Origin of the sequence: Leifsonia xyli (assembly GCA_001647635.1) — a bacterium.
GTDB lineage: Bacteria > Actinomycetota > Actinomycetes > Actinomycetales > Microbacteriaceae > Leifsonia > Leifsonia xyli_A.
This window is the reverse complement of record CP014761.1, coordinates 1307535-1320740: the sequence shown is the minus strand read 5'-3', so window position 1 is coordinate 1320740 and position 13206 is coordinate 1307535. Positions and strand designations below refer to the sequence as shown.

Annotated in this window: 13 protein-coding genes and 1 pseudogene; 6 read left to right on the top strand and 8 right to left on the bottom strand. The window is 72.8% G+C overall.

Features of this window, described 5'->3' with window-relative positions:
• Nucleotides 1-218: 218 nt before the first annotated feature.
• Nucleotides 219-2281 (bottom strand): annotated as a pseudogene (locus A0130_06410) (enoyl-CoA hydratase).
• Between the two features lie 48 nt (nt 2282-2329).
• Between A0130_06410 and A0130_06405 the strand changes: the two are divergent.
• Nucleotides 2330-2731, top strand: a complete 402-nt coding sequence (locus tag A0130_06405; GenBank protein ID ANF31347.1) for a thioesterase — start codon at nt 2330-2332, stop codon at nt 2729-2731.
• On the opposite strand, the gene A0130_06400 is transcribed toward A0130_06405, so the two are convergent.
• The 5 genes from A0130_06400 to A0130_06380 form a co-directional block, all read right to left on the bottom strand.
• Nucleotides 2709-3590, bottom strand: coding sequence for a 3-hydroxybutyryl-CoA dehydrogenase (locus A0130_06400; protein ID ANF31346.1), 882 nt, complete (start codon nt 3588-3590; stop codon nt 2709-2711). The genes A0130_06405 and A0130_06400 overlap by 23 nt on opposite strands.
• Entirely contained in the window at nt 3587-4327 is a 741-nt protein-coding gene (locus A0130_06395) for an enoyl-CoA hydratase (protein ANF31345.1), read from the bottom strand. Before A0130_06395 ends, A0130_06400 begins: the two co-directional genes overlap by 4 nt.
• A complete protein-coding gene (locus A0130_06390) occupies nt 4324-5508 on the bottom strand; it encodes a beta-ketoadipyl CoA thiolase (protein ID ANF31344.1) in 1185 nt (394 codons plus the stop codon). Before A0130_06390 ends, A0130_06395 begins: the two co-directional genes overlap by 4 nt.
• Nucleotides 5509-5952: 444 nt before the next feature.
• Nucleotides 5953-6381: a transcriptional regulator gene (locus A0130_06385; GenBank protein ID ANF33321.1), complete on the bottom strand. Its 429-nt coding sequence runs from the start codon at nt 6379-6381 to the stop codon at nt 5953-5955.
• A gap of 88 nt (nt 6382-6469) precedes the next feature.
• Nucleotides 6470-7675, bottom strand: a complete 1206-nt coding sequence (locus tag A0130_06380) for a hypothetical protein (protein ID ANF31343.1) — start codon at nt 7673-7675, stop codon at nt 6470-6472.
• Between A0130_06380 and A0130_06375 the strand changes: the two genes are divergently transcribed.
• From A0130_06375 to A0130_06365, 3 genes are all read left to right on the top strand, one after another.
• The gene (locus A0130_06375) at nt 7611-8639 is read left to right on the top strand and encodes a 2-oxoisovalerate dehydrogenase (protein ID ANF31342.1); all 1029 of its coding nucleotides are present in this window, start codon (nt 7611-7613) and stop codon (nt 8637-8639) included. The genes A0130_06380 and A0130_06375 overlap by 65 nt on opposite strands.
• Nucleotides 8636-9991, top strand: a complete 1356-nt coding sequence (locus tag A0130_06370; protein ID ANF31341.1) for a branched-chain alpha-keto acid dehydrogenase subunit E2 — start codon at nt 8636-8638, stop codon at nt 9989-9991. The genes A0130_06375 and A0130_06370 overlap by 4 nt, the downstream gene beginning before the upstream one ends.
• Nucleotides 9992-10165: 174 nt before the next feature.
• Nucleotides 10166-11116: a hypothetical protein gene (locus tag A0130_06365; protein ID ANF31340.1), complete on the top strand. Its 951-nt coding sequence runs from the start codon at nt 10166-10168 to the stop codon at nt 11114-11116.
• A gap of 10 nt (nt 11117-11126) precedes the next feature.
• Here A0130_06365 and A0130_06360 read toward each other — a convergent pair whose 3' ends face one another.
• Nucleotides 11127-11684, bottom strand: a complete 558-nt coding sequence (locus A0130_06360) for a hypothetical protein (GenBank protein ANF31339.1) — start codon at nt 11682-11684, stop codon at nt 11127-11129.
• Between the two features lie 21 nt (nt 11685-11705).
• Nucleotides 11706-12014: a hypothetical protein gene (locus A0130_06355; protein ID ANF31338.1), complete on the bottom strand. Its 309-nt coding sequence runs from the start codon at nt 12012-12014 to the stop codon at nt 11706-11708.
• A gap of 182 nt (nt 12015-12196) precedes the next feature.
• On the opposite strand from A0130_06355, the gene A0130_06350 reads away from it, so the two are divergent.
• Both A0130_06350 and A0130_06345 read left to right on the top strand, forming a co-directional pair.
• Complete coding sequence (locus tag A0130_06350) at nt 12197-12625, top strand: peptide-methionine (R)-S-oxide reductase (GenBank protein ANF31337.1); 429 nt, start codon at nt 12197-12199, stop codon at nt 12623-12625.
• The gene (locus tag A0130_06345) at nt 12626-13177 is read left to right on the top strand and encodes a nitroreductase (GenBank protein ID ANF31336.1); all 552 of its coding nucleotides are present in this window, start codon (nt 12626-12628) and stop codon (nt 13175-13177) included. It abuts the gene before it with no gap.
• Nucleotides 13178-13206 lie beyond the last annotated feature (29 nt).

The window sequence follows — 13206 nt, the reverse complement described above, 5'->3', positions numbered from 1 at the left end:
GCCTGCGCACCGAGGCCGACCCCGCCGTCGTCGCCCGCCTCCTCTTCGGCATGATCAACTCGCTCACCGAGTGGTACACCCCGAGGGCCCCCTCACCCCCGACGACCTCGCCGACACCATCCTCGCCCTCGCCCTCCGCTAGCCCGCGAGCACAGGAAAAACGTCGCCGATTTGCTCGATCCGCGACGATTTTCCTGTGCTCGGCGGCTACGGACGAGCTACTTGGCGACGAGGGTGAGGACGTCGTAGGTGGCGACGAGCTCGTCGCGCTGGTTCAGGATGCGGGCGTCCCAACGGACCTCGCCGTAGTCGTCGGTCTCGCGCGGCGTGATCTGCTTGGCGGTGAGCGCCACGCGGATGCTGTCGCCGGGGACGACCGGGGTGAGGAACCGCAGGTCCTCGAGCCCGTAGTTCGCGAGGACGGGACCGGGCTCGGGGTCGACGAACAGCCCCGCCGCCCACGACACCAGCAGGTAGCCGTGCGCCACCCGGCCGGGGAAGAATGGGTTGGCGGCCGCGGCTTCCTCATCCATGTGCGCGTAGAACGTGTCCCCGGTCGACGTCGCGAACTCCTCGATGTCGTCCAGCGTGACCCGGCGCGGCCCGGCCTGCACCTGGTCGCCGATCCGCAGCGTCGCAAGCGACTTGCGGAACGGGTGCGGCCCGTCCGCGCTCGCCGCGGCACCCGGATGCCACACGCCGGTGATCGCGGTCAGCAGATCGGGTGACCCCTGGAGTGCGGTCCGCTGCATGTGGTGGAGCACCGCGCGGATGCCGCCCAGCTCTTCGCCGCCGCCGGCGCGGCCGGGTCCGCCGTGCACGAGGTGCGGCATCGGCGATCCGTGCCCCGTGGAGGTGCGCGCGTCATCCCGGTCGAGCACCAGGATGCGGCCGTTGTACGCGCCGGAGCCCAGCACGAGGGCGCGCGCGAACTCCGGGTCGTGCGTGGCGACGCTGGTCACCAGCGACCCGCCGCCGCGCGCGACGAGCGCGACCGCCTCCTCCGCGGTCTGGTAGGGCAGGATGCTCGCGACCGGCCCGAACGCCTCGACCGTGTGCGCCTCGGGCGTCCACGCGTCCGCGAAGCGCAGCAGCACCGGCGCGACGAAGGCGCCCTCGGGAGCGGCCCCGACCGTGCCGTCGGCGCGCGTCACCGTCGGCTGGTCGAGACCGCCGAGCACGAGCTCGCCACCGGCCGCTACCAGCCGGGAGACCTGCCGGAGCACCTCCTCGCGCTGCCCGCGCGACGCGAGCGGACCCATGGTCACGCCCTCCGCGCGCGGGTCGCCCACGACGACGCGCGACGCGATCCGCTCGCGCACCGCGCCGATGACGTCGTCCACCAGGGGCGCCGGGACGATCGCGCGCCTGATCGCCGTGCACTTCTGCCCCGACTTGGCGGTCAGTTCGACGACGAGTCCCTTCACATAGGCGTCGAATTCCGGCGTGCCGGTCACCGCGTCCGTCCCGAGCACCGACGCGTTGATGGAGTCGGTCTCGCTCGTGAATCGCACCCCGCCGGTCTGCACCGAGTCGTGTGCCCGCAGCTTCTCGGCGGTCGACGCGGACCCGGTGAAGGCGACAAGATCGCCCAGCCGGAGGTGCTCGAACAGGTCGGGCACGCCGCCGCTGACCAGCTGCAGGGATCCCGCGGGGAGCAGCCCGGACTCCACCATGATCCGCACGGCGGCCTCGGCGACGAAGGCGGTCGGCGTCGCCGGCTTGACCAGCGTCGGCATCCCGGCCAGGAACGACGGCCCCAACTTCTCGAGCATCCCCACACCGGGAAGTTGAACGCGTTGATCTGCACCGCGACACCGGGGAGGCGCGTGTAGACGTGGCGGCCGAGGAAGCTGCCGTCCTTCGACAGCTGCTCCGCCGGTCCGTCGAGCACGACCTGCGCGTTGGGCAGCTCGCGGCGGCCCTTCGACCCGTAGGTGAACAGGGCGCCGATGCCGCCGTCCACGTCGATCCACGCGTCGGAGCGGGTCGCGCCGGACTGCAGGGAGAGGTCGTACAGCTCGTCCTTCCGCTCGGTGAGCGCCTGCGCGAGCTGCTTCAGCAGCAGCGCGCGCTGGTGGAAGGTCAGCTCGCCCAGCGACGCCTGCCCGACTGTGCGCGCGTGCTCGAGCGCACCCGCGAGGTCGAGCCCCGCCGCGCTCACGCGGGCGACGGGCGCGCCGGTGGATGCGTCGAGCACCTCGGCCGCGCCGCTCGCGTCGTCGGGCGTCCACCATCCGTCGCGGATGTAGCTGGGCAGCACCGTGCTGGTCAGGATCATGAGAGGCCTCCGGGGATCGAGGGACGAGGGGATGCGTAAGCTGGCCGCATGGCCGACGGCGACTGGACGATCGAACTGGGCGAGCTCGACGTGAAGATGGGGGTGCGCATCCTGGAGCAGTCCGCGGAGCGGGTCGTGGCCACCATGCCGGTCGAGGGCAACCGCCAGTCGTTCGGACTGCTGCACGGCGGCGCGTCCGTCGCGTTCGCCGAGGCGCTCGGGTCGTGGGCGGCGGTCATCCACGCGGGCCCAGGGCGCAGCGCGGTCGGGGTCGACATCAACGCCACGCACCACCGGTCGGCCCGCTCGGGGCTGGTGACCGGGGTGGCCACGGCCATCCGGCTGGGGCGCACGATCGCGTCGCACGAGATCGTGGTCACCGACGAGGACGGCAACCGGCTCTGCACCGCCCGCATCACGAACCTGATCATCGACGCTCCGGATCGGTAGACCGGCTCGGCGGCGCAGCATCCGTCCAGTCGTAGAACCCGTTCCCGGACTTCTGCCCGAGCATCCCCTCGGCGACCATCCGGCGCAGCAGCTCCGGAGGCTCGAAGCGCGGACCGAGCTCGCGCGCGAGGTACTCGGCGATGTCGAGCCGCACATCCAGCCCCACCATGTCGGTGAGCCGCAGCGGCCCGACGGGGTGCTTGTAGCCGAGGGTCATGGCCGTATCGATGTCGTCCGGGGTCGCGACGCCCTCCTCGACCATCCGGATCGCCTCCAGCCCGAGCAGCACCCCGAGGCGCGAGGACGCGAAGCCGGGGGAGTCGCGGACCGTGATCGCCGTCTTGCCGAGCGCCCCGACCCAGCGGGCGGCGTCCTCGGCCGCCGAGGGAGCGGTGGCGGTCCCGGTGACCAGCTCGACCAGGGTGGATGCGGGGACCGGGTTGAAGAAGTGCATCCCGAGGAACGCGCCCGGCCGCTCCAGCCCCTCGGCCAGCACGTCGATGGACAGCGACGACGTGTTGGTCGCGAGCACCGCGTCCACGGGGAGCAGGTCCTCCGCCCGGCGCAGCGCCTCACGCTTGAGCCCGACGAGCTCGGGCACCGCCTCGATCGCGAACCCGGCGCCGTTCAGCGCCTCCCAGGTGACCGTGACGAGCAGCCGCTCGGGGTCGGGTGCGGCCGCACCGCGACGGACGCTGCCCTCGACGTTCGCGAGGATGCGGTCGCGGGCCTCGGCGGCGGCCGACGCGTCCCGCTCCACCACGACCACCTCGGCGCCGGCCATGAGGAACGCGTGGGCGATGCCCGCCCCCATCCGGCCGCCGCCGATCACCGCGACCCTGTCCGGCAACGCGCTCATCGCGTCCTCCTCCGCTCCAGGAACTCCGTCATCCGCCGCCGCTTCTCGGGCGACTCGAACGCCTGCGCCTGCGCCTCCCGCTCGACGGTGGGATGGTCGGCGAGCGGTGCCCGCAGCACCCGCTTGGTCAGGCGCGTGGCCAGCGGGTCGTTGGCGGCGATCCGGTCGGCGAGCGCGTGCGCGGCGGGCAGCAGGTCGTCCGGCTCGTGGAGGCTGCCGACGAGTCCGGCGGCGAGCGCCTCCTCACCCGTCAGGATGCGACCGGTGAGCACCAGCTCGGTCGCGAGCGGGAGGCCGACCAGCTGCGGCAGCCGCCACAGTGCGCCCGCGGCGGCGATGATGCCGAGCCCGGTCTCGGGGTTGCCGATGCGGAGGCGCGGGGTGCCGATCCGCAGGTCGGCCGCGTAGGCCAGCTCGGCGCCGCCGCCCAGCGCGTAGCCGTCGAGCGCGGCGATGACCGGCATCGGGAGGGATGCGACCCGGGAGAAGACCGTGTCGTTGATGCCGAGCTCGGCGTCCTCCGCGGTCCGCTCGCGCAGCTCGGCGATGTCGGCACCGGACGCGAAAACACCGCCCGCGCCGGTCAGGATGAGGATGCGCGGCTCGCGCTCGAGCGCCGCGCAGACCTCGTGCAGCTCGTCCACCATCCGCTGGTCGATCGCGTTCCGGCGGCCCGGGCGGTCGAGCGTGACGACCACCCGGTCGGACGCCTCCTCGATGCGCAGCGCCTCGGTCATACCGCCTCCACGATCAACGAGGTCCCCTGGCCTACGCCGACGCACATCGTCGCCAAGCCGCGCCGGGCGCCTTCCCGCTCCATGCGGCCGAGCAGGGTGACGAGGATGCGCGCCCCGCTCGACCCGAGCGCGTGGCCCAGCGCGATCGCGCCTCCGTCGGCGTTGACCGTGTCGGGGTCCAGGCCCAGACGCCGGGTGCACGCGAGCGCTTGGCTGGCGAAGGCCTCGTTGAGCTCGACCGCCTCCAGGTCGGCCACGTCGAGGCCGGCGCGGGCGAGCGCTTTACGCGTGGCGGGAACCGGACCGAGGCCCATCACCTCGGGCGCGACACCCGCGCTCGCCGCAGTAACGATCCGCGCTCGCGGGGTCAGCCCGTGTCGCTCGACCGCCTCACCGCTCGCCACCAGGATCGCGGAGGCGCCGTCGTTGAGCGGGGACGCGTTGCCGGCGGTGACCACGCTGCCGCCTGCGACGACCGGCTTCAGCCGCGCCAGCGCCTCCATGCTGCTGTCGCGCCGGATGCCCTCGTCGGCGGTGACCGGGCCGGCCGGCGTCTGCACCGCCAGCAGCTCGTCGTCGAAGCGCCCGGCATCCGCCGCTGCCGCCGCGCGCCGGTGGCTCTCGAGCGCGAACGCGTCGGCCTCCTCGCGCCCGATGCCGTCGATGCGGGCGACCTCCTCCGCTGTCTCGGGCATCGTGTAGGTCGCCTTGTCGCGGGCGACCAGGCGCGGATTCGTGAACCGCCAGCCGATCGACGTGTCGTACTGCGGGCCGGGCTTCGCCCAGGGGCGGTCCGGCTTCCCCTGGACCCACGGCGCCCGCGTCATCGACTCGACGCCGCCCGCGACCACGAGGTCCGCATCCCCGGCACGGATGGCCTGGGCCGCCTGGATCACCGCGGTCAGCCCGGACGCGCACAGCCGGTTGACGGTCATCGCGGGCACCTCATCCGGCAGCCCGGCGAGGAGGACGGCCATCCGCGCGACGTTGCGGTTGTCCTCGCCGGCCTGATTCGCGGCCCCGAGGATCACCTCGTCGAGCGCGTCCGCCGGGGCGCCTCCTCGCCGCACGGCCTCGGCGACGACGAGCGCAGCGAGGTCGTCCGGGCGCACCGCCGCCAGCGCGCCGCCGTAGCGGCCGACCGGCGTGCGCACGCCGCCGACGAGGTAGGCCTCCGCCATCGCGCTCTCCCTCGAACCCGAATTACCGAACGATCGTTCAGTTGCTCCCATCGTTGCAGACCCCGCCCCCGCGGGCAACCGCCGCCGGGCGGAACGGAGGTCTCCCGTGTGCCGGGCCGGGACGTCCTCCTCCGTTCCGCGACATTCCTCGGCGCGTCGCAACCGATGTCCTCCGTTCGCGACCGTGAGGCGGGGCGGCGTGAGAAGGAGGAAGCCGTTATCCACCCCCTACCGGGCGTGCGGAACGGAGGAAGTCGCGCGCGACGCGCCGAGGAATGTCGCGGGAGGGAGGAGATTCCGGCCCGACACGCGTGGGGTGTCCTCCGTTCTCAACCACCCGAACCGCTCCGCCAGGTGTTCGACGTTGAGCGATTCGAACCGGCCCGCTCCATCCAGTCGGCCCGCGAGGGTCGCGATCACCGCGCCGGAGGGGGAGCCGCGGGGTCATCGCAGGTCGTGATCCTCGAACACCAGCGACGTCTTCGTGTCGCGCACCGACGGGATGCTGGTCAGCTCCTCGAGTACCACCCGCCGCAGGTCCTCGTTGTCGCGGGCGCGTACCAGCAGGATGACGTCGAAGTCGCCGCCGACCAGCGCGAAGTGCTCCACCTCGGGGATGCCCTGGAGCCGGTCGCGCAGGTCGTGCCAGTCCGCCTGCTCCACCCGCAGGGTCACATACGCGGAGGAGGCGCGGCCGGAGAGACGCGGGTCCACCTTGGCGGTGAAGCCGGTGATGACGCCGTCGGAGACGAGCCGCGACACCCGCGCGTACGCGTTGGCCCGCGAGACGTGCGCCGACTCCGCGACCGCCGTGATGGAGGCGCGGCCGTCCGCGCGCAGAGCGTCCAGGATCCGTACGTCGATGTCGTCCATGGTGGTGGACAGTCTGGCACGTGACGCGCGCGAGCGCATCCATTCGTCTCGATCCTTCTCCATCCGTAGCGCGGAGCGTCCGGCGAAGTCATCCTGGGGAGGAGCGACGTCTTTCGAAGGAGAACAGATGCACGCGGACGATCTGCTGCCCGGCGACACCCCGCTGCGGCTCATCGACCAGGACGGCCGTCACCACCCCGACGACCGGTACCCGATCCCGTCCACCGCCGCCCTGCTCGACGGGTACCGGCGGCTGGTCCTCGCGCGCCGGATCAACGACCAGGCGGATGCGCTGGTGCGGCAGGGCAAGCTCGCCGTCTATCCGTCGTCGCACGGGCAGGAGGCCTGCGAGGTCGCCGCCGCCATGGTGCTGGACGATCAGGATTGGCTGTTCCCGACCTACCGCGACACCGTCGCCGTCATCGAGCGCGGCGTCGACCCGTTCGAGGCGTTCGTGCTGCTCCGCGGCGACTGGCACTCCGGATACGACCCGCGCGTCCACCACGTCGCCCCGCAGTCCACGCCGCTCGCGACCCAGCTGCTGCACGCGGTCGGCTTCGCGCACGCCGCTCGGATGCGCGGCGAGGACACCGTCGTGCTCGCGCTCTGCGGCGACGGCGCCACCAGCGAGGGCGACTTCCACGAGGCGCTCAACTTCGCCGCCGTCTTCCACCTGCCGGTGGTCTTCCTCGTGCAGAACAACGGCTACGCCATCTCGGTGCCGCTCAGCCGGCAGACCGCCGCGCCCAGCATCGCCCACAAGGGCATCGGCTACGGGATGCGCGGCCGGCTCGTCGACGGCAACGACCTGGCCGCGCTGCTCGCGGTGCTGGGGGAGGCCGTGACGGAGGCGCGCGAGGGCGGTGGTCCAACGCTCGTGGAGGCGCTGACCTACCGGATGAAGTCGCACACCAACGCGGACGACGCGACCCGCTACCGCACCGCCGACGAGGTGGAGCCGTGGGTCGCCCGCGATCCGCTGCTCCGGCTGCGCACCTGGCTGACGGCCGAGGAGGCGCTGGACGAAGGCGACGACGCCGAGGCGCACGCCCACGCCGAGCGGATCGCCGCCGAGCTTCGCACGGCCGTCATGGCCGACGCAGAGCCGCACCCCGAGGAGCTGTTCGCCCACGTCTACGCGACGCCCACGCCGCAGCTGCGGGAGCAGGCCGCGCAGCTCGCGGACGAGCTGGCCGCCGCATCCACCCCGCCACCGAGGAGGTCGCCCGATGACGCTCATGCACGACGCCCCCGCCTCGCCCGGCGCCGCCGACGCACCGGTCACGATGACCATGGCTCAGGCGCTCAACCATGCGCTCGCCGACGCCCTCGCCGCCGACCCGTCGGTCCTCGTCTTCGGGGAGGACGTCGGGACGCTCGGCGGCGTGTTCCGCATCACCGACGGCCTCACCGCGCGCTTCGGGGAGGGCCGCTGCTTCGACACCCCGCTCGCCGAGTCGGGCATCGTCGGCACCGCGGTCGGCATGGCCATGAACGGGATGCGCCCGGTCGTCGAGATGCAGTTCGACGCCTTCGCGTACCCCGCGTTCGAGCAGGTGGTCGACCACGTCGCCAAGATGGGCAACCGCACTCGCGGCGCCATCCGGCTGCCGATGGTCATCCGCATCCCCTACGCGGGCGGGATCGGCGGGGTGGAGCATCACTCCGACTCGTCCGAGGCGTACTACGTGCACACGCCCGGCCTGACCGTGGTGTCGCCGGCGACCCCGCAGGACGCGTACAGCCTGCTGCGTGCGGCGATCGCGTATCCCGACCCGGTCGTGTTCCTCGAGCCGAAGAAGCTGTACTGGTCCACCGGGGAGGTCGACACACAGGCGCCGCTCCCGGAGCTCGGCCGGGCGCGCATCGCCCGCGAGGGGACCGACGCGACGCTGATCGCGTACGGACCCTCGGTTCCGGTCGCGCTCGCAGCGGCGGAGGCCGCCGCCGAGGACGGCCGCAGCCTCGGCGTCATCGACCTCCGGTCGCTGGTGCCGTTCGACGACGAGACCGTGTGCGAGGCGGTCCGCGCCACCGGACGCGCGGTCGTGATCGCCGAGGCGCCGGGATTCGCGAGCATGGCCGCCGAGATCGCCGCGCGCGTCTCCGAGCGCTGCTTCCACCACCTCCTCGCGCCGGTCCGCCGGGTCACCGGCTTCGACACGCCGTTCGCGCCGCCGAAGCTCGAGAAGTTCTACCTGCCCGACGTCGACCGGGTGCTGGACGCGGTGGATGCGTTGCAGTGGGAGGACGCATGAGCCCCCGCGTGTTCACCCTCCCGGACCTCGGGGAGGGTCTGACCGACGCGGAACTGGTGCGCTGGCTGGTCGCCGTCGGCGACACGGTCACCATCGACCAGCCGATCGCGGAGGTCGAGACGGCGAAGTCGGTCGTCGAGGTGCCGTCGCCCTACGCCGGGACGGTCGCAGCGCTGCACGGGGACGAGGGGGAGACCATCCTCGTCGGGGCTCCGTTGATCGAGGTCGAGGAGGCGGCGGCCGCCGAGGCTGCGCCGGCCGCCGCCGCGCCGGCCGCGTCCGGCTCCGGCTCCGGACAGGTGCTGGTCGGCTACGGGACCGTGGAGCATGGCGCCCGCCGCCGCCGCGCCGCCCGCGGGTCGACGATCACCGCGTCGCGACCGGCCGTCGCATACCCTGCCGCGCCGCCCGCGCGCGGCGTCGTCCCCGTCGTCTCGCCGGTCATCCGCGCGCTCGCCCGCACCCACGGCATCGACCTGACCACCCTGCGCCCGAGCCGCCCGGACGGGGTGATCACGCGCCACGACGTGGAGGCCGCCTTCGCGACGGCGCCGACAGCGCCGACGGCACCGGACACGACGGCACCCGCACACGACCCCTCTCCCGCCGCAGAGGGCACCGACCCCCGCACCGGTCTGGCCGTCGCCGCGACCACCCCCTTCTCCCGCCTCCGCCGCACCGTCGCCGAGACGATGGCCCGCAGCCGGTCCGAGATCCCCGAGGCGACCGTCTGGGTCGACGTGGATGCGACCGACCTGTGGGAGGGACGCCGCCGCCTCGCGCGCGATGGGCGTGCACCGTCCTTCCTCGCCTTCGTCTCGCGCTTCGCCCTCGCGGCGCTCGCGCGGCATCCCGAACTCGCCGGCCGGGTGACCCCGGACGGACAGGGCATCACCACGTTCGACGGCGTCAACCTCGGCTTCGCCGCCGACACCGACCGCGGCCTGCTCGTGCCCGTCGTCTGTCGCGCAGACCGGCTGTCGGTCCGCGAACTCGACGCCGAGCTCGACCGACTCGCCCGCGCCGCGCGCGAGGGGACGCTTCCTCCGGCCGACCTCACCGGCTCGACGTTCACGATCAACAACTACGGCAGCCTCGGCGTCGACGGCAGCGCAGCGATCATCAACCACCCCGAGGTCGCCATCCTCGGCCTCGGCCGCGCCATCGAGCGTCCGTGGGTGGTCGACGGCGCGATCGTGCCGCGGCGCATCCTGCAGCTGTCGTTGGTGTTCGACCACCGGGTCACCGACGGCGGCGTCGCGGCGGGCTTCCTGCGCGAGGTCGCAGACGCGATCGAGTCGCCGCTCGGGGTCCTCGCCGACACGCCGGGACCGCTGGGCGGCCGGGCGTAGGGTGACGGCATGAGCGACAAGAAGAACGACGACGACTACGACCTCAGCGAGGAGAAGGAGGTCGCGCCCGAGGAGAACATCGGCTGGCTGCCCCAGCCGGAGCCCACCGACGGCGAGGCGCCCGCCCCCTGATACGGCCAGGAAGCGGTCAGCCGCGGGCATAGGGTGAGGGGAGTGACCTCCCGCTCCCTCCCGCTCTGGCTCGCCCTCGTCTTCGCGCTGCTCTGCGGTGCGCTGGTCGCCATCCAGTCCCGGATCAACGGCGAGCTCGGCAGCCGGCTGGGCGACGGCTTCACCGCCGCCGCCATCTCGTTCGGGTCCGGTCTCGTCATCCTCACTGTCGGATTGGCCGTCGCGCCCGCCGGTCGCCGGGGTCTCGCGAAGGTGTGGGAGGCGCTCAGGACACGGCGCATCCGCTGGTGGTACGTCTGCGGTGGCGTCGCGGGATCGTTCCTCGTGCTCTCCCAGGGCATCGCGGCCGCCGCGCTGGGCGTCGCGCTGTTCACCGTCGCCGTCGTCGCGGGCCAGACGATCAGCGGCCTGGTGCTCGACCGGGTCGGCATCGGCCCGGGCGGACGCCGTCCGCTCACCGCCGCCCGCCTGGTCGGCGCTGTGCTCGCCCTCGGCGCGGTCACCTGGGCCGTCTCGGCGCAGTTCGGCGGAAGCGCGCCGGTGTGGCTGATGATCCTGCCGTTCATCGCCGGGCTCGGCACCGGCTGGCAGCAGGCGGTCAACGGCCAGGTCCGCGCGATCGCCCAGAGCGCCCTCAGCGCGACCTTCATCAACTTCACGACCGGCACCACCGTCCTGGTCGTCCTGATGCTCGTCCGCTGGGGCATCGTCGGCCTGCCGAAAGCCCTGCCGACCGAGCCGTGGCTCTACATCGGCGGCGCGCTCGGCTGCGTCTTCATCGGCGTCACGTCGCTGCTGGTGCGCGTCACCGGCGTCCTGCTGCTCGGTCTGGCAACCGTCGCCGGCCAGCTCACGTCCGCGCTGCTCCTCGACCTGCTCCTCCCCACCGCGGGACACGCCCTCGCGTTCTCCACGATCGGCGGCACCCTGCTCGCGATCGTCGCCGTCGCCATCGCCAGTATGAGGTGGCGCTGGCACAGCCGGACCGCCTGACGCGCCGGGCTCAGCCCTGGTAGTTGGCGCCGACGACGACCGTGATGTCGGCGCCGGTGTCCGCGAAGGCGGTGCTCTGCTGGATGGTCGCGCCCGGCAGCGACTGCGCGACGCCGAGCGCCGCCGCCTGGTTCGCCGGGTCGCCGTAGTAGATGATGGTGGTCGCGAGGTCGGACTTGTCGGCGTTCGCCGTCGCGCCGACCTTCCATCCCGCCGCCGTCAGCTTCTGCCCGACCGTGCCCGCAAGGCCCCCCGTCGTCGTCCCGTTCAGCACGTTCACGGTCAGCGCGGGGTTCACGGTCGGCACGATGGTCGGCGTCGGGGTGGGTGTCGGCGTCGCGGAGGCGGAGGTCTTGGAGGCGGACGAGCTCGCGCCGTGGAAGCTGATGCTCCCGTTCACCAGCGACAGGCCGAAGATCCCTGCGCCGACGAGCACGAGCGTCGCGAGCACCGCCCAGCCGACCGCGATCCAGCCCCGACCCTTCGGACGCGGCGCGCGGTGGGCGCCGACACGCGTCAGGTCGTCCGGGATCTCGTCGAAGCGGTCGCGGGGGAACTTCTCTGCCATCGGGTGATGCGGTCCTTGAGGTCAGTCGGCGGACGGGAGTGTCCGCGCGTGTCGTGCGGCCAGCCTCGCCTCGCGGAGCCGCAGCAGCCTCTTGACGAGCATGGGGTCGTGGCGCAGTGCCGCCGGCCGGTCGATCAGCGCACCGAGCAACTGATAGTACCGAGCCGCCGAGAGACCGAACTCCTCGCGGATGGCCTGCTCCTTGGCCCCGGCGTGCCGCCACCACTGGCGTTCGAACGCGAGGATCGCGGCATCCCGATCGCTCAGCTGCTCCGTGTCCGAGGGCTCGCGTTCGGCGGGCCGTCCATCGGCTGACCGGGTCACGCTCACCGCCTTCCCTCGTCACGGACGCCGGGCGGAACCGGCACCCCGGACACCCCGCGTTCGTCGTCATCCTAGGGTGCCCGTCCTGTGTGTTCCCGTCATGCCGCGGCACGTCGCGGTTCTCCTCGGGGCTCGGGAACACACGCCCAGGCAGGCCGTTTACCCTTGTGAACGACGAAAGGAACAGCATGGTCCACAACGACGGCACGGCGCAGGAGGACTACGTGGTCGAGAAGACCGAGGACGAATGGCGTGAGGAGCTCAGCCCGGAGCAGTACGCGGTGCTCCGTCAGGCCGGCACCGAGCGTCCCTGGACCGGCGAGCTGCTCGACGAGAGCCGCGCCGGCCTCTACACCTGTGCGGCCTGCGGTGCGGAGCTGTTCCAGTCCGGCACCAAGTTCGACTCCGGATGCGGCTGGCCGAGCTTCTACGAGTCCGTGCGCCCGGAGGCGGTGCAGCTGCTCGAGGACAACAGCCTGGGCATGGTCCGCACGGAGGTCCGCTGCGCCAGTTGTGGCTCGCACCTGGGGCACGTCTTCCCCGACGGCTTCGGCACCCCGACCGGCGACCGCTACTGCATGAACTCGATCTCGCTGAACTTCACGCCGGAGGCCTGAGTGGGCGACCTCGCCGCGCGCGTCGCCGCGCGCCGCTCCTACTCGCGCGTCACGCCGGACGCTCCGACGCACGACGAGCTGCTGCCCCTCGTGGCCGCGGCCGGCCGGGTCGCCGACCACAGCGCCCTGCACCCGTGGCGGGTCATCGAGCTGCGCGGCGAGGCGCGGACGCGGCTGGGCGAGGCGTTCGTGAAGGATGCGCACGCCTCGGGACCCGAGGCTGAGAAGCTCGCGGCCAAGCCGCTCCGCTCCTCTCTCCTGCTCGCCATCGTCTCGGTGCGGACGAAGAGCGAGAAGGTGCCCGGCTGGGAGCAGGACGCGGTCGCCTCGGGCGTCGCGCACATCCTGAGCCTGCTGCTGCACGACGCCGGCTGGGGGGTCATGTGGCGCACCGGCCACCACACCCGTTCGAAGGCGGTGCACCGGATGCACGGACTCGCCAAGAACGAACGTCTGCTCGGGTGGCTCTACGTGGGCGGCATCCCCGCCGACAGCAAGGAGGGGCACCGCACGTCGCTCGACCCGGAACGGTTCCTCTCGACCCTCGACTGAGGCCGCTCCTTCCCTTCTGTTACGCGGGT